The 21,236-nt window shown below is 72.5% G+C and carries 16 protein-coding genes, 1 tRNA gene and 1 pseudogene; 5 read left to right on the top strand and 13 right to left on the bottom strand.

The features are described from left to right. Window positions 1–510 (bottom strand): AMP-binding protein (locus tag ACSNOH_RS22010; RefSeq protein ID WP_436723134.1); only part of this gene is annotated, 510 nt, incomplete at its 3' end. 70 nt (window positions 511–580) lie between these two features. After that, window positions 581–1,048 carry a pyridoxamine 5'-phosphate oxidase family protein gene (locus ACSNOH_RS22015; RefSeq protein ID WP_436723135.1) on the bottom strand — a complete coding sequence of 156 codons (468 nt, stop codon included), beginning with the start codon at window positions 1,046–1,048 and terminating at the stop codon, window positions 581–583. A 409-nt stretch (window positions 1,049–1,457) separates the two neighbouring features. Here ACSNOH_RS22015 and ACSNOH_RS22020 point away from each other — a divergent pair, with 409 nt between their 5' ends. Then, entirely contained in the window at window positions 1,458–2,552 is a 1,095-nt protein-coding gene (locus ACSNOH_RS22020) for a PP2C family protein-serine/threonine phosphatase (protein ID WP_436723136.1), read from the top strand. A gap of 10 nt (window positions 2,553–2,562) precedes the next feature. Here ACSNOH_RS22020 and ACSNOH_RS22025 read toward each other — a convergent pair whose 3' ends face one another. From ACSNOH_RS22025 to rpmF, 5 genes are all read right to left on the bottom strand, one after another. Beyond that, window positions 2,563–3,183 carry a hypothetical protein gene (locus tag ACSNOH_RS22025; protein WP_436723137.1) on the bottom strand — a complete coding sequence of 207 codons (621 nt, stop codon included), beginning with the start codon at window positions 3,181–3,183 and terminating at the stop codon, window positions 2,563–2,565. Next, window positions 3,180–3,545, bottom strand: a complete 366-nt coding sequence (locus ACSNOH_RS22030) for a hypothetical protein (protein ID WP_436723138.1) — start codon at window positions 3,543–3,545, stop codon at window positions 3,180–3,182. Before ACSNOH_RS22030 ends, ACSNOH_RS22025 begins: the two co-directional genes overlap by 4 nt. Window positions 3,546–3,548: 3 nt before the next feature. Further along, the gene (locus ACSNOH_RS22035; RefSeq protein WP_436723139.1) at window positions 3,549–8,579 is read right to left on the bottom strand and encodes an HD domain-containing protein; all 5,031 of its coding nucleotides are present in this window, start codon (window positions 8,577–8,579) and stop codon (window positions 3,549–3,551) included. 128 nt (window positions 8,580–8,707) lie between these two features. Continuing rightward, the gene (locus ACSNOH_RS22040; protein WP_436723140.1) at window positions 8,708–9,889 is read right to left on the bottom strand and encodes a GTP-binding protein; all 1,182 of its coding nucleotides are present in this window, start codon (window positions 9,887–9,889) and stop codon (window positions 8,708–8,710) included. A gap of 5 nt (window positions 9,890–9,894) precedes the next feature. After that, window positions 9,895–10,065, bottom strand: a complete 171-nt coding sequence (rpmF, locus tag ACSNOH_RS22045; RefSeq protein WP_436723141.1) for a 50S ribosomal protein L32 — start codon at window positions 10,063–10,065, stop codon at window positions 9,895–9,897. A 182-nt stretch (window positions 10,066–10,247) separates the two neighbouring features. Here rpmF and ACSNOH_RS22050 point away from each other — a divergent pair, with 182 nt between their 5' ends. Next, window positions 10,248–11,705 (top strand): APC family permease, encoded by a 1,458-nt coding sequence (locus tag ACSNOH_RS22050; protein WP_436723142.1) that lies wholly within the window; start codon window positions 10,248–10,250, stop codon window positions 11,703–11,705. Window positions 11,706–11,824: 119 nt separating this feature from the next. Here the strand turns inward: ACSNOH_RS22050 and ACSNOH_RS22055 are convergent. After that, window positions 11,825–11,898: transfer RNA gene (locus ACSNOH_RS22055), tRNA-Pro, on the bottom strand. A gap of 268 nt (window positions 11,899–12,166) precedes the next feature. Here ACSNOH_RS22055 and ACSNOH_RS22060 point away from each other — a divergent pair. Next, a complete protein-coding gene (locus ACSNOH_RS22060) occupies window positions 12,167–15,394 on the top strand; it encodes an amidohydrolase family protein (RefSeq protein WP_436723143.1) in 3,228 nt (1,075 codons plus the stop codon). Between the two features lie 165 nt (window positions 15,395–15,559). Here ACSNOH_RS22060 and ACSNOH_RS22065 read toward each other — a convergent pair whose 3' ends face one another. Together ACSNOH_RS22065 and ACSNOH_RS22070 are read right to left on the bottom strand one after the other, a co-directional pair. Further along, window positions 15,560–16,744, bottom strand: coding sequence for an MBL fold metallo-hydrolase (locus tag ACSNOH_RS22065; protein ID WP_436723144.1), 1,185 nt, complete (start codon window positions 16,742–16,744; stop codon window positions 15,560–15,562). A gap of 252 nt (window positions 16,745–16,996) precedes the next feature. Then, window positions 16,997–17,658: pseudogene (locus ACSNOH_RS22070) on the bottom strand (alpha-ketoglutarate-dependent dioxygenase AlkB family protein). Window positions 17,659–17,821: 163 nt separating this feature from the next. Between ACSNOH_RS22070 and ACSNOH_RS22075 the strand changes: the two are divergent. Then, window positions 17,822–18,412, top strand: a complete 591-nt coding sequence (locus ACSNOH_RS22075) for a carboxymuconolactone decarboxylase family protein (RefSeq protein WP_436723145.1) — start codon at window positions 17,822–17,824, stop codon at window positions 18,410–18,412. Window positions 18,413–18,547: 135 nt separating this feature from the next. On the opposite strand, the gene ACSNOH_RS22080 is transcribed toward ACSNOH_RS22075, so the two are convergent. From ACSNOH_RS22080 to ACSNOH_RS22090, 3 genes are all read right to left on the bottom strand, one after another. Beyond that, window positions 18,548–19,381, bottom strand: coding sequence for an SAM-dependent methyltransferase (locus tag ACSNOH_RS22080; RefSeq protein WP_436723146.1), 834 nt, complete (start codon window positions 19,379–19,381; stop codon window positions 18,548–18,550). 69 nt (window positions 19,382–19,450) lie between these two features. Then, window positions 19,451–19,708 (bottom strand): DUF397 domain-containing protein, encoded by a 258-nt coding sequence (locus tag ACSNOH_RS22085; RefSeq protein ID WP_359106432.1) that lies wholly within the window; start codon window positions 19,706–19,708, stop codon window positions 19,451–19,453. Window positions 19,709–19,711: 3 nt separating this feature from the next. Next, window positions 19,712–20,578 (bottom strand): helix-turn-helix domain-containing protein, encoded by an 867-nt coding sequence (locus ACSNOH_RS22090; protein ID WP_436723147.1) that lies wholly within the window; start codon window positions 20,576–20,578, stop codon window positions 19,712–19,714. Window positions 20,579–20,783: 205 nt separating this feature from the next. Here ACSNOH_RS22090 and ACSNOH_RS22095 point away from each other — a divergent pair, with 205 nt between their 5' ends. Further along, on the top strand, window positions 20,784–21,194 hold the full coding sequence (locus ACSNOH_RS22095) for an ATP-binding protein (protein WP_436723148.1): 411 nt from the start codon (window positions 20,784–20,786) through the stop codon (window positions 21,192–21,194). Window positions 21,195–21,236 lie beyond the last annotated feature (42 nt).

Raw genomic sequence — 21,236 nt, forward strand, 5'->3', positions numbered from 1 at the left:
GGCCGTGGTGGCGGGTGCGGGGGCACCCGGGAGCTCCGCCGCGGTGTCCACGGCGTCGACCTCGATCCGGGTCGGCAGCCCGCGGATGCGCCGCCCGCTGCCGGGGAGGACGGCGGCCGCGCGCAGGCCGGCGTCCTCGGCCATGGCCCGCAGCCGGGCCGGCGGGAGCTCCTCGTCGAGCGGCACGTAGGCGCAGCCCGCCTTGAGGATGCCGAGGAAGGCGACGAGCGCCTCCAGGGAGCGGCTGCCGCACACGCCCACCGGCGAACCGGGCTCGATGCCGTGGGCGGCCAGACGTGCGGCGAAGTCGTCGGAGCGGGCGGCGAGCTGCCCGTACGTCAGGGTGCGGTCGTGGTGCCGCGCCGCGAGGTCGTGCGGGCGCAGGGCCGCCCGGGCCGTGAACAGTTCGGTGAGGCTGCGCTCCCGGGGGTAGCCGTGCGGAGTGTCCGGGGTGTGCGGGGTGTCCTGGGTAAGGGGAGCGGGGTGCGCCGGGGCGTGCAGGTCTGCCATGAGTGCGGGCTCGCTTCCGGAGAGGGTTCGGTGGCGTCGGGACCGGCGGTTCTCTCGGTTCTCACGGCTCTCACCCGTCCCGGTCGATCCGGTCGGCCTCGCTGAACTCGGCGGCGAAGGCGGCGAAGTTGGCGGTGCGCCAGCGCTGCGGGCGCATCCGGAAGGTGACGTCTTCGGCGAGCTGCGCGGCGGTGGACTTCAGATAGGCGCGGGCCTCCTCGGGGTCGAGGTAGCGGTGGGCTATGGCATCGCGCTCCACCGGGTCCACGGGGTCGTTGACCGCGGTGACCGGGCCCTCCACGCTCACGTAGCGGTAGGGCGGCCGCTCGTCCTGGACGCACAGGCTGAACCGCCCGGCCGCCCGCAGCAGCCGCGCCTTGACGGTGTCCCGCCCGGTCTGCACGACGACGTCACCGCCGGGCTCGTAGCGGTACCAGACGGGCACGAGCAGCGGCGCGCGGCCGTCACCGGTGTCGGTGACGCCCAGCACCCCGACGTGCAGGTCGGCAAGGAATCGTTCGCGTTCTTCGTCGGGCATCGCAGGCACCATGAAGGGCTCTCCCAGGGTCGGTGGATGTCGGTGGATCAAGGCCGGATATCAAAGCTGAATAAACCCACTAATTCACCCATTCAGCGGGTTTAATCCCCTCCATACGGTTAAAGAGGGCGCGAGCCGCCTGCCGTTGTGGCGGGTGAGGCGAGCGAGGCAGAAGGGGATCAAAGGGCCGGACGCCGGCCCGTCATCACCCGGATCTCCTCACGAACCCCCCGGACGGGCGCACAGGAACGCACACCTCCGCAGCCCGTCTACGCGCGGATACCTGTATCTCACCCGCGGCGGGGCATGCGGCAGGTGGCAAACCGGCCATGAACGAAAACGAGCCGCGCGGAACCCTCGCACGACCAAAAAACCTATACATCCAGGTTGCCCGGATATGATACGTATCATGGTCAAACCCGGACAGCCGCGACCCCGTCGCCCGCAGGGCCGGTGGTCTCCGGTTCAGCTGTCACCGGTGGTCCTGACCGTGGTCATCGCCGGCCTGGCGTACGCCACTCCCCCGGACATGGCCTTCAGCCGCATCCTCCCCGCGGCGCCCGCCCTCGCCGCCGCCATGTGGCCCGTGCTCCCCACGGTGCTGCTGGGGACTGTCTGCTTTCTGCTGATGATCGGCCTCAGCCTCGTGTTCCCCGGCCTGGGAGCCTGGTACACGGTGGCGGGGATCGTCGCCGTCACCGTCGCCGCCGCCTACGGAAGCCACGTCCGGCTCCAGCGCGAGCAGTCCCTCTTCCAGGTCCGCCTCGTCGCCGACGCGGCCCAGCAGGTCGTCCTGAGCCCCATGCCGCGCCGCTTCGGCGCCGTCGAGATCGAATCGCTCTACCTCGCGGCCGCCGCCGAGGCCCGCATCGGCGGCGACTTCTACGAGGTGGCCGACACGCCGTACGGGGTCCGGCTCCTCATCGGCGACGTCCGCGGCAAGGGCCTGCCGGCCGTCGGCACGGCCGCGGCCGTGGTCAACTCCTTCCGCGAGGCCGCCTACGACGAACCCGACCTCGCCGGCATCGCCCGCCGCCTGGAAGCCAGCAGCACCCGCTACAACGCCGCGTTCCCCCCGGACGACCTGGCCGAGCGCTTCTCCACCGCCGTCCTCGTCGAGATCCCCCACGACGACCGCAAGCTCAGGATCCTCAACTGCGGCCACCCCCCGCCACTGCTCCGCGGCCGCGACGGCCTCCGCGTCCTGAGCCCCACCGACCCGGCCCCCCTGCTCAACCTCGCGGGGCTCATCGGCGACTGCTACAGCACCGACACCTTCACCTTCACCCCCGAGGACCAGCTGCTCCTCTACACCGACGGCGTCACCGAAGCCCGCGACCGCAACGGCGACTTCTTCCCCCTCACGGACTGGATGCGCCACCAGACCCCGAAACGCCCCCGAGAACTCCTCGACGCCCTCCACCGCGACCTCGTCACCCACACCAGCACGGGCCTGGACGACGACATCGCAGCCCTGGCAGTGCGCTTGCGGGGGGCGCCGTAGGACGGCTGTCTCAAGAGGAGATTGCCGGGCAGGCCTTGGCGGGCGTGATCGTCGTACCGGCCCCGGCGGGCAGCACGCGCAGCTCACGACGGCCGTCATCCGTGACCCATACGCTCACGCCTGCGGCCCCCGCCTCACGGAGCTCACCGCACACGGTGCCCGAGGGCGTGCGGACCCGGACCAGGTCCGCCGCCCGCTCGCCCGCGGTGGACCATGCCGTGGCCACAGCGGCGGCGACCAGAACGACCCCCAGCACGCTGCACACCGCAGCGGCCTTCAGCGCCCTGCCGACCCGGACCACCTCGTGCCGTGTCCACCGCCGCAGGGCCTGCCCGCCGAGGACGATCTCCTCGCCCGGCCGCCCGTGCGACGCCCGGACGGCCAGCAAGGCCCCGGTGACGAGCACGAGAAAGGCGCAGCCGAGCAGAACCGTGGCGGTCATACGCGCCCCCGGAGGCAGGTCCGCGAGGTTGTCGCGCCCTTTGAGTACGACCAGCACGGTGATGAGCGCCGTCAGCCCGGTCAGCCCGGTACGCCATCCTTCCGCCTGCCGGCGCAGCTCGGGCAACTGGGTGAACTCCAGCTCCCGGGCCAGCTCGGCCCACCGCCGCTCGTTCCGCGCGCCGCTCATGCGCCGTCGCCGCCCGGCGGCGGGGCGACGACGCGCCAACTGGCGCCGCACCCGACGAACGGGACGTCGGCGGGCTGCTGGGGATGGGCGTAGCCGCACTCGCAGAAGAACACTTCAGTGGCCAGGACATCCCCGGCAGCGTCCGTCCCGGCGGTCCGCCCGAGGAGCCGGGACAGCACGCCCTTGGTGCCGCCGGCGCCGGGCAGACCGACGGGGAACGGGGAGGCGGTCGCGCCCTGGCAGCGGGGGCAGAGTCCCTCGACGACCACCTCCCGGCCGTCGGGCGCGGTGCGAACGGTGAAGGGGGCGGAGGTCTGCACCGGGGGGCCTTCGGCGTAAGGGGTCGTGAAGTCGTGGGTCATGGGTCAGCGGACTCCATCAGGTCGGTCAGGTCGGTCACGTTCGCCGAGGTCCAGGCCGAACAGCGTCGCGTAGCTCTCCAGGCGCCGCCACACCCACTGCTCGCTCTCCCCGACCTCGCCTGCGACGAACGCAACGTGATCAGCGGAGACCCTGCCGCTCAGGGCGGGCAACAGGCCGTCCAGGTGAACGGAGAGGATGGCGAAGTCCTGCCAGAGGGGAACGACGCCCGGGGCGGGCGGCATGCAGGTTTCGGGCTCCAGCACCAGATAGGGCTCGATGCGCCGCCAGGTCTCGGCGACGGGTTCGCCGATCCGGCCCGCGATGCTGACCAGGTCGAGCGGGGTGAGGGGCGCGCCGGGCGCGGAAACGCGGTGGTCGTGCTCCAGAGCGAGCAGGTCGTGTTCGGTGGGAACGGTGAGGGGGAGCCGGCTCACATCCTCCGTTGCGAGCTCCGGGACGAGGGCGCCGATCTCACGGAAGGGAGCGAGCCGCTCGTAGGCCTGCGCCGGGGGCAGTCCGCGGGCGAAGGCGTAGCGGGCCAGGGCGCCGGCGGTGAGGGGGTGCCAGCGGGGGGTCTCGAAGCGTTCGTCGCCGTCTTCCTCTTCAACCATGCCTCCGGCTGTCAACGCCAGTTGTTCGTGCCGGCTGGGCGTGAAGCCGCGGAGGCCCGCAGGAAGAGGCGGAACGTCAACACCGAATCGGGGTGCTTCACGCCTGGCGAGTTCCCATATCTCACCCAGAGACTCGCTGAGTTCCGCTCCAGCGGTCATCAACACGGGGGCCGTGGGCAGAGTCGGGTAGTCGTTTCCGTCCCAGTTGGGGTCTTCCCCGGAAAACACGTAGCGGGTACGCATGGGGAGATCCCTCCACTCACAGAGCAGAGCAATGTTCTCCGGCACGGAGATGCCGGCGAGGCGCAACTCGCCGACAACCATGGCGAAGTCGTCGGAGTCCATGTTGTACGGCTGCGCGAGTGCGAGATCCTCCAGGTTGAGGCCCTGCTCCACAAGAGATCCGTTCGAATGAGCGTCAGAGACAAGTTGGGTCGCCTCTTCCGACGGGACAAGATCGCCCTTCGGATCGTCTTCTGTGAAACGTCGCTCGTAGACCAGACCCAGTCTCGCCGCGCAACCAGCCAGCCACTCCTCAGCCATCCATAGCGTTGTCCCGTCCTCCTCCCATTCCCATGCCTCGTCGTCCAGCTCACCCTCCCACTCCTGCGGCACGCCCTGAGCAGCAACGGCGAAGGTAGCCGCCCAGGGCAACGTCAGCCGGCCGTCAGCTTCGACGGTGATGTACTCACAGAGCACTTCCAGAACGTCGAGATCTTCTGATGTCCAGGCGAAAACGTCCGCATCGGCCGGCGGTGACCAGCCGAGCCATTGGAACTCGGACATCCTGTCGAGCACCTCACGGGGGTCCACCGAGCGCTCCTGCGCCACTGTCCACACGTCCCAGGGATGCCGGACACGCCGAGTGGAGCGGCGTGAGCCCGCACCACGGGTGATGTAGAGGAGGTCGATGTCCTCTCGCGTGCACACATAGCGCTCAAGGCGGTCGGGGACTTCCGGGACCGGTATCCGGAGCAGCGGCGCGTAGCGTGAGCACGCCTGCATCAGCTCGCCGAGAGGCCGGCCGGTATCGTACGAGACCCAGATCAGGTCACGGAGATCGTTGCTGTCCGGTGCCGGAAGACCGCGTGATTCCTGTGCGCCGAGTTCCCCCGACAGGCCCTCGGCGATCAGCGTGTCGAGTACGCGCGGCGTCCAGGTCAGATCTCCGGGAACGACGGGAGGTGAAGCGACATTCGGGTGAACGATCCGAAGCCGTCGGATGGAACGCATCGCCTCGGCAACCGTGCGACGGTTGCTGTACGCCCAAAGGATCGCTTCCCGCCAGTCCTGCAACGGCTGCGTAAAGAGTCTGGCGTCCCCCGGGCCGGGAACCGGGAAGCCGTTCAACGAAAGGGGTCTGGAGTTCCACGGGGCCCCGTAGCGAACGCCGAGCGCTCCGGCACGCCATGGTTGCGCCCAGCCTTCCGCACCCTGGAGCGGCTGCGGCCTGAAGTCGACGACTGCCTTGTCCGGATGGAACCAGCCGACGACATCCAGGTCGTACGACTCGAACTCGTGGCGAACGCGGACTGATTTGCCGCGCAGTACGCTCCACACAGCTCTGGCAGCGGAAAGTTGCTTACTCTCCAGTTCCCACAGCCACTTCATGGTGAAGCACGGCCACTCCGGGAGACCGGCCGCTCCCTCATGCCAGTTGTGCCGGGCCCATTCCCTGTCGTAGTCCTGGAGCTTGTTGCGGTTCGTGCTGAGTCTGCCGGCGTAAGGCCCGGTGAGGTTGAGGACGTACCCGAAGGGCGCCTGGTCGGTCGCAATGCCGTCGCACAGGATGGCGCCCTTTTCCTTCACCCACCACAGGACACCTGTTACCCCCTCCTGCCCGTCACTCGGCCTGCCGTCTTCGTAGAGCACCCCAGGCAGCCAGGACTCCTCCCTACCCGTCCCGTCGCCGACGCGCAGGCGGAACTCGCTCACCCGGACCAGCTTGCGCAGGGTCTGTGTACACGACACCGACACCCCGCTCCGCAGGTACAGCCGCACGCGCGTGCCGCCCGCCAGGAGCCCGTCCCCCTCCTCGCCGTCGTCGTGCCGCCGGATGCGGAAGAGGCTGCCGCTGCTCGGGATGTCGACGCGCAAGGCGTGCTCGGCGGGCTTCCCCTCCGGGCTGACGGCGCGCGTGACGATCGTCATCTCGTCGGCCAGCATGAAGTAGCTGAAGACGCCGATGCCGAACCGGCTGTTGGGGTAGAGCCGCAGGGAGGGGTCCAGCCGCAGCCAGCTCGCCTGTTCGCGCCGGAAGGTCCGTGACTGCTCGAAGCGGCTACCGGCCCGGGTGAAGGTGTTCATGAGCTGTTCCTTGCTCATGCCGACGCCGTTGTCCCGGCACTCGATGTACCGGCCGCGTTCGTCCGTGCCCTGCACGATGGTGATCTCGCCCGACCAGTCCAGTGTCTGGCGTCCCTTGAGGCGCAGGTACTTCCAGCGCATGGCCCGGTAGCGGCACGCGTCCATGGCGTTCTGGTAGAGCTCGCGCACGGCCAGCGCGGAGTCGCCGTACAGCTGGTTGCCCATGAGCAAGTCGCGTACTTCCGTCTGCGCCAGATGGAAGCGCAGCAGCGGGACCTCGTACGCCTCGCGGCCGTCCCCCAGCGTCTCCGGGCGCAGCTTGCGCGCCGTGACGCGGGCGGGCACGGCCGTCAGCAGGTCCTCTTCGTCACGGGGAAGCCGCGTCGCGAGCTGACGCGTCTCCGCCGCCAGCCGGTCGGCGCGTTCGGCCATTCCCGTCATGGCTGCGTGGAGCGCCTGGTGCCGGCAGGGCATGTCCATATGCAGGCTGTCGCCGTCCGGCGTCCAGTCCAGAGCGTGCCGTACGGCCTCCACGACGGCTTCGGGACGTACGGGGTCGGAAACCGCGAGATGTTCGGCGATGATGTCCGGCAGGGTGCGCACGTCGGCGGCCAGCGCTGCCGCCAGCCGCAGCAGGGCCGCCAGCGGGCGCAGCCGCAGGAGCTGCGGCTTACGGCTCTCCGGCAGGCGCACCACCAGGGGCTGCATGTCCTCGACACTGTCCAGGGGAGCCTGGTGGGCGATCGCCGCGGCGAGGGCGCACAACGCGAGCGAAAGCTCCTCGGCCCGGGCCGCCTCGCCTTCCCTGGCCTCCAGCAGGGCTCGCGCAAAGCCGTCGGCTGCCGTTCCCGGCACCGCCTGCTCGTCCGTCTCGAAGCGCTCGGCGATCCAGCGGTGCACCAGCCACAGGGACAGCGCCCGCTCGTCCTCCTCGCGGTCCTGCCGCCGGCAGCGTTTGAGCTTCTCCGCCACCTGTGCGTGGTGGTCCCAGACCTGTTCGAGGTGTCTGCGGTGGGGGCCGGCGCAAGGATCGTGCGTGACGGCCGCCGGCTCGATCTCCGCCGCCTGGCTCAGCCTCTCCGCCCACACGGCCTCATGGAGGAACGGCGCGGAGAGGAGTGCCGCCACTTCCACGGCGCTCAGCCGTACTCCCTCGGGGAGCAGATCCCCGAACACGCGCCCCACCACACGCAGCGGAAAGTCGTCGTCCGCCCATGGGTCCGGCAGCCGCTGCTGCGCCTGGTGGACGGTGCGCGCGCTGGCCCCGACAACTGACGCGAGCCGTTCCTGGAGCCGGGGCACGAGCCCTTCGGGGGCCGGTTCGGCGTGCTTCCACAGGCGTTGGTCGAGAACAGCGGCCCGCCACTCGTCCAGGAGGTGACGGCCCCGGCAGATCTCGGTGCGGCGCGTCTCGCCGTCGAGTTCGGTACCACAGCGGATCCACGCGGTCTGGGTGAGCCCTTGCCGTCTCGCGGCCCTGAAGGTACGGGCTTTGGCAGCGTCGAAGACCTCCTCGACCGTTCTCGGCGCCGACATGGAGCCCAGTGCCTCGGCCAGCCCCCGGGTGAAGAAGCTGCCTTTCCGGGTGTACCCCGACCGTTCGCCGGCCGAGCAGCCGGCCATGACGGCGAAACGGCCCGTCGGCGGTCCCTGGATGATGCGGCTGCCGAAGGGTTCCGCCGTGCCCGTGAGGCTGTCGCGGCAGGCATCGATGATCCACAGCACGGTCCCGGCCCTGGAGGCGCGCAGATAGGGGCTGATGTCGGAGCTGAGGAGGGAGTCGGCGTACGGCTGCTGCCAGTCGCCGTCGCGCGGTGCCCGCGCGTCGGCCGGGACCAGGTAGTCCGTGCCGCCCAGGCGGATGCCGTGCCCGGTGAAGTAGACGAGGAGCGTGCCGCCGTCCGGGATGCTCCGCGCGGCTTCGTGGATGCCCGCGGCGATGGCCGTGCGCTCCGCCGCTCTGAGTGTGTCCACTTCGTACCCGGACTCCTCGAGAGCGGTCCCCATGAGCGCGAGGTCCGCCTCGACCGCTTCGTCCAGGGGCTCGAACGCGCTCAGTGCGCCGGGCGCCCGGGCCGCACCGATCAGCAGTGCCCTTCGGACGGCTTCTTCCATCGATCCCTCCCCACCACGGAGGCATCATGATGTCACCCGGCCACATGACTGCATCCAGGCCTGGGCCTGCGGACGAGGAATGACGAGCCGGGCGGTGCCGTGGCTGTGACCACCGCCCGGCCCGGGTCTCAGGTCACCTCGGCGGGAACGTGCTCGTGTTCGCAGGCGGCGTCCGTTCCGTACGTCTCCCAGGCGGGGAAGTCGTCCTCGGAGGGGACCGGCTCCCCCTCGGCGAGCAAGCAGCCTTCCAGAGCGGCCCGCAAGGCTTCGGTCCGCAGGCCGGTGCCGATGAAGACCAGTTCCTGGCCCTGCGTGGTGCCGGGCGCCCAGGCGCCCGACGGCTCGAAGCGGGCCACGGATCCTGCCTGGGACCACAGGCCGGTCACACGGGGACGGCTGGCCAGCCGGAAGAATCCCTTGGAGCGCAGGACGCGGCCGTAGTCGCCGCTGTCGAGCCCCTCGGTGACGAACGTCCACAACCGGCCGGGATGGAAGGCGCGCTCGGAGCGGAAGACGGTGGAGGAGATGCCGTACTCCTCCGTCTCCGGCACGTGGTCGCCGTTGATCTCCTTCACCCAGCCTGCGGCCTGCTGCGCGCGGTCGAGGTCGAACAGACCCGTGCCCAGGACCGCACCGAGGGGCAGGCGGCCGCGGACGGCGGGCACGAGCCGGGCGGCGGGGTTGAGGCGGGACAGCGCGGCCCGGAGGCGGGCGGCTTCGTCCGGCCCGACGAGGTCGAGCTTGTTGAGGACGATCACGTCCGCGAACTCGACCTGGTCCATCAGGAGGTCGCTGACGGTGCGTTCGTCGTCCTCGTACTGGTCGAGCCCGCGCGCGGCGAGTTCGTCCCCGCTCTCCAGTTCCGGCAGGAAGCCGGCGGCGTCGACGACGGTGACCATGGTGTCGAGGCGGGCCAGGTCCCCGAGGGTGGCGCCGTCGTCGCGGGGGAAGGAGAACGTGGCGGCGACGGGCATGGGCTCGGAGATCCCGCTGGACTCGATGAGGAGGTAGTCGAAGCGGTCCTCCCGGGCCAGCCTGTCCGCCTCCTCCAGCAGGTCGTCGCGCAGGGTGCAGCAGATGCACCCGTTGGTCATCTCGACCAGCCGCTCCTCCGTACGGGAGAGGGCCGCCTCCCCGCCGCGGACGAGCGCCGCGTCGATGTTGACCTCGCTCATGTCGTTGACGATGACCGCGACGCGCAGTCCCTCGCGGTTGCCGAGGACGTGATTGAGCAAGGTGGTCTTGCCGGCGCCGAGAAATCCGGACAGGACGGTCACCGGCAGCCGGCGGTCGTGCGTCGGCACAGTCATCCCCGTCAGCCCTCGGGCCGCAGCAGGCCCCGCTCGTACGCCTTCACCAGTCGCTGCGGGACCCGGTGGACGGAGCCGTCGATCGTGACGGGCACCAGCTGGACGGTCGCGGCCTTCCACTGGGCGCGGCGGTGACGGGTGTTGCTGCGGGACATCTTCCGCTTCGGGACGGCCATGAGGGTCTCCTGGGTGAGTGATGGTGCTGCACGAACAGTATTGAAAATGAATTCCATTAGCAACTCACCCTCCTCGGCCCCGGCGGCCTCCTTCCGCCCCGCTCGACCACGCCACTACCGTGACGTCCACACCTCCGCACGACCGGCATGTCCGACTGCTGAAGGCAACGGGAGAGGCGGCGATGGCGACCGCAGAAGGCAGCGACACGGGAGCCGGGCTGCGGCGCGACGCCGTGGGCGGGACCGCGGTGCTGTTCCAGAGCGTGACGGCCATGGCGCCCGCGGCGGCCGTGGTGGCCTCGATCCCGGGCGGGGCGGCCTTCGCCGGAGGCAGCCTGCCGCTGTCCGTCCTCCTCGCCCTCGCCGCCTCGCTGCTCACAGCGGCTGCCCTGGGCGAACTCGCCCGGCACCTGCCGGCCGCCGGCTCGGTGGCGACCTACGCCGCCCGGGGCCTGCATCCCGCGGCCGGCTTCCTGGTCGCCTGGGGGTACGTCTTCGCCGAGGCACTCGTCCCACCGCTGGTGCTGCTCCAGCTCGGCTTCACCATGGCGGGCACGCTGCACCGCCAGTGGGCCGCCTACCCGGCGGACCTGTGGTGGCCGTGGATCCTGGCCGGTGCGGCGGCGGTCGCCGCCGCCGGGTACCGGGGCATCCGGGCCTCCGTACGGCTCGGCACCGTTCTCGGCGCCTTCGAGATCGCCGTCCTGGTCGTATTCGCGGCACTGCTGATCGTCCAGGCGGGAAAGGCCAACACCCTGTCCGTCTTCACCCCTTCGCACACCGCCCCGGGCCAGTCCCCCGCCGGCGGAGTGCTCGCCGGATCGGTCTACTGCATGCTCGCCTTCGCGGGGTTCGAGGCCGCCGCACCCCTGGCCGAGGAAGCCCGCCGGCCCCGGCGGACGGTACGGCGAGCCGTGGTCGGCGCGGCCCTGGGCGTGGGCGCCTTCTACGCCCTGACCACTTACGCCATGACCGTCTACTACGGTCCCGGCCGGTTCGCGGGCTTCGGTGCGGACGGCGACGCGTCGTGGGACGGGGTCGCCCGCGGGGCCTTCGGCCTGATGTGGGTACCCGTGTTCCTGGCGGTGGTCAACTCCTGCGTCGCCAACGCCAATGCGGGCGCCAACGCGGCGACGCGCACGGCCTACGCGTACGGCCGCGCCGGACTCTTCCCGCGGTTCCTGGCCACCGTCCACCCCCGGCACCGTTCCCCGGTGACGGCCCTCGCGGCACAGACCGTCGTGACCGTCGCGGTGGCCCTGGCACTGGGCTTCGCGTACGGGCCGGTCACGGCGTTCTACCTGATCGCCACAGGGGTCGTCATCGTGGTCGTCGGCGTGTACATCGCGGCCAACCTGGCTTGTGCGGGCTACTTCCTGCGCCGTCCGGGGCTCCTCCGGCCCGTACGCCACCTCCTCGTCCCCGCCCTGGCGAGCGCCGCCCTCGTACCGGCCCTGCTCACCGCCGCCGGGCTGCCGGCGTTCTCCTTCGTCACCCCGCTCGCACCGCCGGTCTCGTACGCGGGCGCGGCCGTGGGCGCATGGCTGGCGCTGGGGGCGGGCGCACTGCTGGTGCTGCGGCGCCGGAACCCGGAGCGGCTGAACCGCTCAGCCTTTCAGGGCGCAGAAGCGGATCGGTGAGCCCGGCTCGAACCGGGGCGCTGCGCGTTGCACGTCATCGCCCGCCACCTGCCGCCGGGCATACGCAAAACACCCTCTGACCTGGGATTTCTCCCATATCAGAGGGTGTTTTCACCGTGTCGGGACGGCGGGATTTGAACCCACGACCCCTTGACCCCCAGTCAAGTGCGCTACCAAACTGCGCCACGTCCCGGTGCTTGCCCGGCCCGGGCTTTCGCCCTCGCCGACCGCGCACGAGAACAATACCGCACTTCAGCGGGTGATCGCGCACGCCTTTCCCTGCGACGATCGTCCACGAATGTCTTGTTTGCGGGATTTGGGCGAGGTGTCTCTACCGGCTCCTTCGCCGCTCCCCACTCCTTTCCTTACGCGGTGTTGACCCCCCTCCCGGCCCCCGTGGGACCATCAGGCCTTCGGACGTCGCTCGCGACGCGCGCAACTCCCCCGCCCCAGGAGGACTGTTGGCAACCTCGGACGCCGCCCCGACTCCCTCTTCCGCTCTCTCCCGGCGCAGGTTCCTGCAGGCCGCGGCCGGTACCGCGGCGGCGGCCGGGGTTGCCGGGGCCCTGCCCGGGGCCGTGGCCGCGGCGGCTGCCGCCGGGGGCGGGGTGCTGTCGTTCACGGCCGCCACCAACGGGGCGGCCAGCCTCGCGCCCGCCGGGGACCGGCTCGTCGCCGAGGTGCAGAACGTGCTGTGGTCCCTGCCCCGCAAGGGCGGGGAGGCCGTCGCGATCACTCCGGCGGATCTGGAGCCGACCCGGCCCGTGCACTCGCCGGACGGCCGGCAGCTCGCCGTCTGTGCGTACCGGGGCGGGGGCTTCCACATCTGGACGCTGCGGACCGACGGCAGCGGTCTGCGGCAGGTCACGGACGGGCCGTGGGACGACCGCGGGCCCGCCTGGTCTCCCGACGGCACGCGGATCGCGTTCGCCTCCGAGCGCGGCGGGGATCCCGTGGCGGGAAGCCCGTACCGGGTGTGGGTGGTGGACGTGCGGACGGGTGCGCTCACGCAGGTCACCGGGGTGCGCGGGCAGGAGGGGCCGCTGCAGGACGGCGCGTGGGAGGACTTCGACCCGGTGTGGTCGCCGGACGGGGCGCGGCTTCTGTTCGTCCGCGGGCGCCTCGCCGGCACCGCCCTGGAGGCCCGTACGGTCGCGTCCGTGCCCGCCGACGGGCACGGGCCGGTGCGGGTCGAGCACACCGGATCCGCGGCCGGGCAGATCATGACGCCGGCGGTCGCCCCGGACGGCCGGCTCGCCTACCTCCGCACGACCCCCGCCCCCGCGGCCGGCTGCACGCTCGTCGTGGACGGGGAGCCGGTGGCGATCGACGGGGACGTCGAGCCCGTACCGCCGCGCTGGACACGGTCCGGCGAGCTGCTGCTCACGGTCAGCGGGACGTTCCGCGTGGTCCGCCCGCAGGCGCCGCGCGAGGCCGAGGTCGTCCCCTTCGCCGGGCGGCTCGCCGTGTCCCGGCCGCGCTACCGCACCAAGCGGTACGACCTCGACGCCGGTGGTGTGCACGCGGTGCGCTCGCTGCACTTTCCCGCGCTGTCGCCCGACGGCCGCCGGGTCGCGTTCGGTGCGCTCAACGCGCTCTGGGTCGCCGACGTGGCGGGCGGGCGGCCGCCGCGCCGGGTCGTCAAGGCCGACCCCACCCGCTACCCCTACGGGCCCGCGTGGAGCCCCGACGGGCGCTCGCTCGTGTACGCGGGCGACAGCGGCGGGCTGCTCGCCGCGCGCCGTCACGACCTCGCGTCCGGCGAGGACACCGTGCTGGCCGAGGGCGGCCGCGCGTACCCCGTCCTGTCGCCCGACGGCGGCAGACTCGCGGCCCTCGACCTGGCCGGGAACCTCGTCGTACGGGACCTCGCCGCCGGTACGGACCGGGTCCTCGCGGCCCCCCTGGGCGGCGGCGGGCTGCCCGGGCGGCCGAGCTGGTCGCCGGACGGCCGCTACCTCGCCCTGTGCGACCGCAACCGGCTGAACCAGCGGTTCCGCGAGGGCTACAACCTCATCCGCGTGATCGACACGGCCGGCGGCGGCTCCCGGCTGCACGCGCTCGCCCCGCACGTCTCCCTCAGCGACCGCTACGGCTCCGGGCCCGTCTGGTCGCCCGACGGGCGGCACATGGCGGTGATCGCCGAGTCCGCGCTGTGGCTGCTGCCCGTGCGGCCCGACGGCGCCCCGGACGGCGAGCCCCGCCGGCTGACGGACGAGGCGGCCGAGGACCCCTCCTGGGCTGCGGACTCCCGCACGCTCCTCTACCTCTCCGCGGGCCGCCTGCGGCTGCTGGACGTCGACGGCGGCTCCGCCCGCGCCGTCCGCACCGTCCGTGTCTCCCTCGACTACCGGCGCCCGGTGCCCGCCGACACGGTCGTGCACGCCGGCCGCTTCTGGGACGGCACGGGCGAGGCGGTCCGCGAGGACGTCGACCTCGTGGTCCGCGACGGCCGCATCGCCGCCGTCGAGCCCCACCGGGCGCGGCGCGGCGCCGCGCGCACCGTCGACGCGTCGTCCGGCACGGTCATCCCCGGCCTGTGGGACACCCACACCCACCCGTACCAGAACACCTACGGCGGCCGGCAGACGGCGCTGCAGCTCGCGTACGGGATCACCACGGCGGTCTCGTTCGGCGGAGGCGCCCACGAGCAGGCCCGCATCCGCGAGGCCGTGGCAGCGGGCGAGCTCGCCGGGCCGCGGCTGCTGGCCACCGGCGAGCTCCTCGACGGCGCGCGCGTCGCGTACAGCATGGGCCGCACGCACCGCACCCGCGAGGGGCTGCGCCGCTCCCTCTCCCGCGCCGAGGCCCTCGACTGGGACTTCGTGAAGACCTACGTCCGCGCGCCCGGCTGGCTGATGCAGGAAGCGGCACGCTTCGCGCACGACCGGCTCGGGGTCCGTACCGGCAGCCACCTGCTGTCGCCGGGGGTCCAGCTCGGCCAGGACCTGACGACGCATCTGCAGGCCACGCAGCGGCTGGAGTTCGGGCACGCGACGAGCGCGTCGGGGCGCGCGTACCAGGACGTGGAGGAGGTCTACACCCACGGCGGCTTCCACCTCGTCGCCACGATCTTCACGTCCGTGCCGCTGCTCGGCGAAGCGCCCGCGCTGGCGCGGGACCCGCGGGTGACGCGGATGATGCCGCCGTGGGACGTGGAGGTCGTCCGGCGGACCGCGGCCGCGCCGCCGACCGCCGACCAGCTGGCGACCCTGGAGCGCGAGACCGGCGTCTACCGCCGGGTGCTGGCGGGCGGCGGCCTCGTCGCACTGGGCACGGACGCCCCTCTGGTGCCGGTGGGTCTCTCGTTGCACCTGGGGCTGCGGGCGCTCCACCGGTACGGGCTGTCCCCGGCACAGGCGCTGCGCACCGCTACGGTGCTGCCGGCGCGGGTCTTCGGCGCGGACCGGGACCTGGGCACGCTGGAGCCCGGCAAGCTCGCGGACGTGACGGTGGTGGACGGGGACCCGTTCGCGGACTTCGACGCGCTGGTGCGGACGGTTTCCGTGCTGCGGGGCGGGGTGCCGTTCGAGGCGGCGCGGCTGGTGGCGGAGTACGAGGCGGCCGACGGGCTTCCGGCGCCGTCGCCGTCGTCGTCATCGACGGGGGTCCGGGCCGCGGACACGTGGCTCGCCGTGTCACGGCAGCTCCGGCGGGACTCCTGCTGCGACGTCGAACTTCACCTGTGACGGGCGGCGGTGCGGCGGCCCGGGCGCGCTCCAGCCCGGTACGGCACCGCCGGTCACGTGGTGGGGGGCGCGCGCCGCGGCGGCGGGATCACCGTCTGCCCCGGCCCCGGGTGCGGAGTGCACGGCCCGGCCCGGCCTTGCGCGGTGGCGGCAAGCGCCCCGCGCTCACGCCCCCAGCGACACCTCCGGTGCCGGTGCCGGCTCCGGCGCCGCGGTCGGCTTCGTCACGTCCCTCGCCGGGCGTACGGCCACCTCCCGCCACCACGGGGCGACCGGGAGGGTGCCCGTCGGTTCGAACGGCAGGCCCGGGCGCGGCACCGCGACGCGCGCGCCCCGGCGGCCGCCCGCCGCGACGGAGCCCTCGGCGGGCTCCTCCCACGGGTGCGGCGCCAGATTGAACGTGCCCCAGTGGATCGGCAGCATAACGCCGCGCGAGGCGTCGCCGCCCTGCAGGTCGGCGTGGGCCCGCACCCCCTCCTCCGGCGTCATGTGGATGTCCGCCCAGAACTCCGAGTACGCGCCGACCTGCACCATCGTGGCGTCGAACGGCCCGTACTGCGCGCCGATGTCCTGGAAGCCGGGGAAGTAGCCGGTGTCGCCGCTGTGGAAGACGCGGTGCTCCGCGCCGGCCACCACCCAGGAGGCCCAGAGCGTGTGCTGGGTGTTGCGCAGCGCGCGGCCACAGAAGTGACGGGCGGGGGTGGCGGTGAACGTGAGGCCGGCGAGGCGCACCGACTCGTGCCAGTCGAGCTCGGTGATCCGGTCCGCGGGCACGCCCCAGTGCTCCAGGTGGGCGCCGACACCGAGCGGTACGACGAAGCGCGCGCCGGTGCCGCGGGCGAGGGCGCGGACGGTCGGCATGTCGAGGTGGTCGTAGTGGTCGTGGGAGATGACCACGGCGTCGAGCGGCCCGGTCTCGCGCAGCGGCACGGGCACCGGGTGCAGCCGCTTCGGGCCCGCGAACGCGAAGGGCGAGCAGCGCTCGGACCAGACGGGGTCGAAGAGCACCCGGGCGCCGTCGATCTCGGCGAGGACGCTGGAGTGGCCCATCCAGGTGAGCCGCAGCCCCGAGGCCGCGGGGACGGCCAGGTCGGCCACGGTGGTCGGGTGGACCGGGACCGTGCCGGCGGGCGCCCGGCGGGCGCGCTCCTCGGCACGGAAGTACGTGGGCAGGAACTTCAGCATCGCGCCGGAGGGCGTGCGCCGGGCGCCGACGGGGTTGGTGAACACGCCGTCGGCGAAGTGCGGCGACCGCCGGATGCGCGCCATCCGCTCCCCGGACGGGTCGGCGCCGAACGCGGCCGGGCGCAGGGCGTCGAGCGGTGAGCTGGTGAGGCGGAAGCCGGTCACGGCACCTCCAGGGGCGAATGCGGCCAGGTCACGCCATTATCTGCCCCGGCCGGGCGGCTGCCCGGGCGGCCCCCGGAGGGCTGTTCCGGGGCGTGGGCGCCGGAGGTCTTCCCGGCTGCCGCCGCCCGGGCTCACCCCCGTGATATGAGCCCGGACGCGCGGCCGGCGCACTGCCGGGGACCCACTGTGCAGGGTCGCGCCCCCTCCCGCACGTGATTTTTTACGGGGCCTTCCCCTCCGTTTTCCGGGCGCTCAGAGCCCGCTGACCCGGAGGGTGACGTTCAGCCGGCCGGTGAGCCCGAGCGCGGCGGGCCCGGTGCCGGGGAGGGTGCGGGGCACGCCGTGGAAGGCCCGGCGCGAGGGTCCGCCGAAGACGAACAGGTCACCGCTGCGCAGTTCGACGTCGGTCCACGGGCGGTTGCGGGTGCGGGTGTTGCCGAAACGGAAGACGCAGCTGTCGCCGAGGCTGAGCGAGACGACGGGGGCCGTGGACTTCTCGTCGCTGTCCCGGTGCATGCCCATCGCCGCGCCGCGGTCGTAGTAGTTGATCAGGGCGATGTCGTAAGCGGCAGGGGCGGACTCCGGGCACTCCGGGGGCTCATCGCCGTACGCGTCGGTGACGGCCTGCGCGGCCAGCCGCGCCAGCGAGGCGGGGAAGGGCTTGACCGGCGCGCCGTCGCCGTCGACGACTGTGCGGGCGTAGCCGTACGGGTACCAGTGCCAGCCCAGGCAGACCATGCGGACGGACATCTGCCCGCCGCTGGGCATGCGCACGCTCCGCAGCCCGGCGGGCGGGCGGGCCCAGTCGCGGCAGTCGGCGAGCAGGCGCTGCTGGGCGGGGAGGTCCAGCCAGCCGGGGACGTGGACGGCGCCCGGCGCGATCACGACCGGGGCCGGGGGAAGAGCTCGTCCATGCGACCAGCGTAGGGCGGCGCCCTGCGCGACCGATCACGCGATGTGACGACGGTCACAGGGTGAAGCGGGCGGCGCGATGTCACACATCCACCGGTCCGATCCGTCGTAGAGGTAGAAGCGCCACCACAGCTACGCGCCACCACAGCTACGGAGGAACCAGCCATGGCCAGGATCTCGCTCACCCCGGAGCGCACCCCGCTCGTCCGGATCACGGAGTGGTACAGCAGGCGCGCCTACGGCAAGGTGCTGGAGCCGCTGATGGCCCTCGCCCACAACCGGCGTGTGCTGCTGACGACGTCCCGCTTCGAGCTGTCGGTGGGCCGGTGGAAGAAGCTCGACCCGCAGCTGAAGCTGCTGGCCGAGATGGCGTCGGCGGCGGCCATCGGCTGCTCGTGGTGCATCGACTTCGGCTACTGGCTCGGCCACGGGCAGGGCATGCCGCAGGAGAAGCTGCGCGACGTGCCGGTGTGGCGCGACAGCGACGCGTACACCCCGCTGGAGCGGGATGTCCTCGAATACGCCGAGGCGATGACGGCCACTCCGCCGACCGTCGAGGACGACCTGGCGGAGCGGCTGCGGCAGCGCCTGGGCGATGCCGCCTTCGTCGAGCTGACCTCGATGATCGCCGTGGAGAACCTCCGCTCGCGCACCAACGCGGCGCTGGGCCTGCACAGCCAGGGCTTCAAGGACACCTGCGACATACCGGCCGCCGCGGCCCGCCCGCAGGCGGACCGGTCGGCGGCGAGCCGGTAGCTTCGCGGGCCGGACGGCGGCCGGCGGTCCGGTCCGCGGAGCCGGTCGTCCGGCTGCGGGCCGTCTGCGGCTGGTCGCGCGGTTCCCCGCGCCCCTGACGGGGCGCGATACCGCGCCGGACGTCGGCAGGCCCGCTCACCCCTTGCGGCCCACTCCCCCGTAGAAGATCGTGTCGTTGAGCTCCTCGGGGCCCGGCACCGGCCCGTCGGGCCGCCAGAGCGGCACGCGGACCAGGCCCGGGTCCAGGAGCTCGAAGGGGCCGAAGAGCGGTTCGACGGCGGCGCGGTCGCGCAGGTTGAGGCCGGCGGTGGCGTTCTTGTACGTGCCGACGACGCTGTCGCGGGCCTTCACGTCCGTGTAGCCGCCCGCGTAGCCCTCGTACGGCTCGGCGGTGGCGTGGGAGAGCACGAGGTGGCTGCCGGCGGGCAGGGCGTCCGCGAAGGCGGCGACGATGCCCGCCGGGTCCTCCTCGTCGGTGACGAAGTGGAGGACGGCGACGAGCAGCAGCGCCACCGGCTCGCCGAAGTCGATCAGTTCGCGCACCTCGGGGCGGGCGAGGATCGCCTCCGGGTCGCGCACGTCGCCGAGGACGAAGCCCGCCTGCCCGGTGCCGGTGAGCTTGGCGCCCGCGTGCGTGGCGACGATGGGGTCGTTGTCGACGTAGGCCACCCGCACGTCCGGGGCGGCCTCCCGCGCCACCTCGTGGGTGTTGGGCGAGGTGGGGATGCCCGTGCCGACGTCGATGATCTGCCGGACTCCGGCGCGGACGACCTCCCGCACGGCCCGCTGCAGGAAGGCCCGGTTGGCCCGAGCGGAGAGCCGCACCTGCGGGTGGGCCCGTATGACGTGCTCGGCGGCCTGCCGGTCGACCTCGTAGTTGTCCCAGCCGCCGAGGTAGTAGTCGTACATCCGGGCCGGGTGCGGCCTGCTGGTGTCGATGTCCTCGGCGGCGAAGCCCTGCTGGTTCATGCGGTGCTCCGATCCGTTGGTTGCACGGTGGGGAAGGCGCGGGGGGGGCGGCCGCGGGCCCCCCCCGGCTCAGTCGCAGGCGGCGCCCGAGCCGGCGAGCAGGAAGTCCGCCGCCCCGGCCTTGGCGCCGTTGATGAAGCTCTCCATCTCGTGACGCGTGTAGATCAGCGCGGGGCCCCCGGGGTCGGTGGACTGGCGCAGGGCGATCCGGCCGTCGCCCAGCAGCAGCGCCTCGACGCACGAGCCCCCGTTGCCGCCGCTCCACGGCTTGCTCCACCCCTCGGTGCCGAGGTCGGTGGCGGGCATGCCGTTGTAGATGCGATCCATGGTTCAGATCTCCTTACGAATCCCACCCAGGACTGCCTCGGTGGTCTGTGCCGGCGCGGCCTGCGCGCACATCCGGTCCAGCGCCTCCAGGAAGGCCGAGACATCCTCGCGCTGGTCGAAGTACGAGGCACCGACGAGGTTTTCGGCGTACGCGATGTCCGGGAGCTCCGGGAGCGGGAACCGGAAGATGTGGAACGGTCCGTACATCGCCGGGTGCGGCCCGGCGGCGAACGGCATGATCTGCAGCCGTACGTTGGGCATGGCGGTGGCCTCGGCGAGCCGGGAGACCTGCTCGCGCATGATGTCCGGCCCGCCGATGGGCCGGCGCAGCACGGTCTCGTCCATCACCACCCACAGCAGCGGCGCGTCCTCTCGGGTGAGCAGCGACTGGCGCTCCCGGCGGACGGCGACCGCGCGCTCGATGTCGGCCTCGGGGGCGTGCGGCTGGCCGGCGCGGAGCACGGCGCGTGCGTAGCGCTCGGTCTGCAGCAGGCCCGGGACGTAGTGCGGTTCGTAGGCCCGGATGAGGTTGGCCTCGCCCTCCAGGCTGACGAACGCGCTGAACCACTCGGGCAGGACGTCCCGGAAGCGGTGCCACCAGCCGGGGCGGTTGGCCTCGCGCGCGAGGTCGAGGAAGCCCTCGACCTCGGCGGGGTCGGTGACGCCGTAGACGCGCAGGAGCTTCTCCACGTACGGGAGCTTCAGGCCGACTTCGGCCTTCTCCATCCTGCGGACGGTGGCGTGCGTGACGTCGAGGGCGCGGCCCGCCTGCTCGTAGCTGAGCCCGGCCTTCTCCCGCAGGTCGTGCAGCCGCTTGCCGAGGACGACCCGCAGCACGGTCGGGGCGCCCGCCGGACGCGCTTCCGCCACTGTTCCTCCCCCTCCATGGCCCACCGGCCGTCGGACACACCGTCAGGTGCCCGCAGTCTGTCACGCGCTCCCCCGCAGCCGACAGACTGCTCTGACGATTCTGCAATTTACAGATTGAACCTTGCCACACATGAGCCGTATCGCACATAGTTACGGCGTGGTCCCCTCCCATGACGCACCTTCGCTCGGGCGCTTCGGCTGTTCCATGGCCGCGCGTCTGCAGGACGCCTTCCACTTCCCGGCCCGCGGCGCCTCGGTGGCCGCCGCGCGAAAACGGGTCCTCGCCCAGCTGCGGGAGTGGGGCATCGACGAAGTGGCGTGCGACGACGCCCAGTTGGTGGTCTCCGAGCTCTTCACCAACGCCGTCCGGCACACGGACAGCGCGAACGTCAGCTGTCAGCTGAGGGTGCTCGGCGCGCATCTGCGCATAGAGGTGGCCGATCAGGGCCGCACCCCGACGGAGCCGCGGGCGCGGTGCAGCGGGGCGGACGAGGAGAGCGGCCGGGGGCTGCTGCTCGTGGGCGCGCTGTCCAAGGCCTGGGGGGTCCGGCCCGACGACAGCGGACGCGGCCGCGTCGTCTGGGCCGATCTGGCCGCCGGGCGGCCCGCTCCTTGAAGCCCTCCCCCGCGAAGTCCTCCCCTTTAAAACCCTGAGGAC

Origin of the sequence: Streptomyces sp. URMC 127, from assembly GCF_051386535.1 — a bacterium.
Lineage (GTDB): Bacteria > Actinomycetota > Actinomycetes > Streptomycetales > Streptomycetaceae > Streptomyces.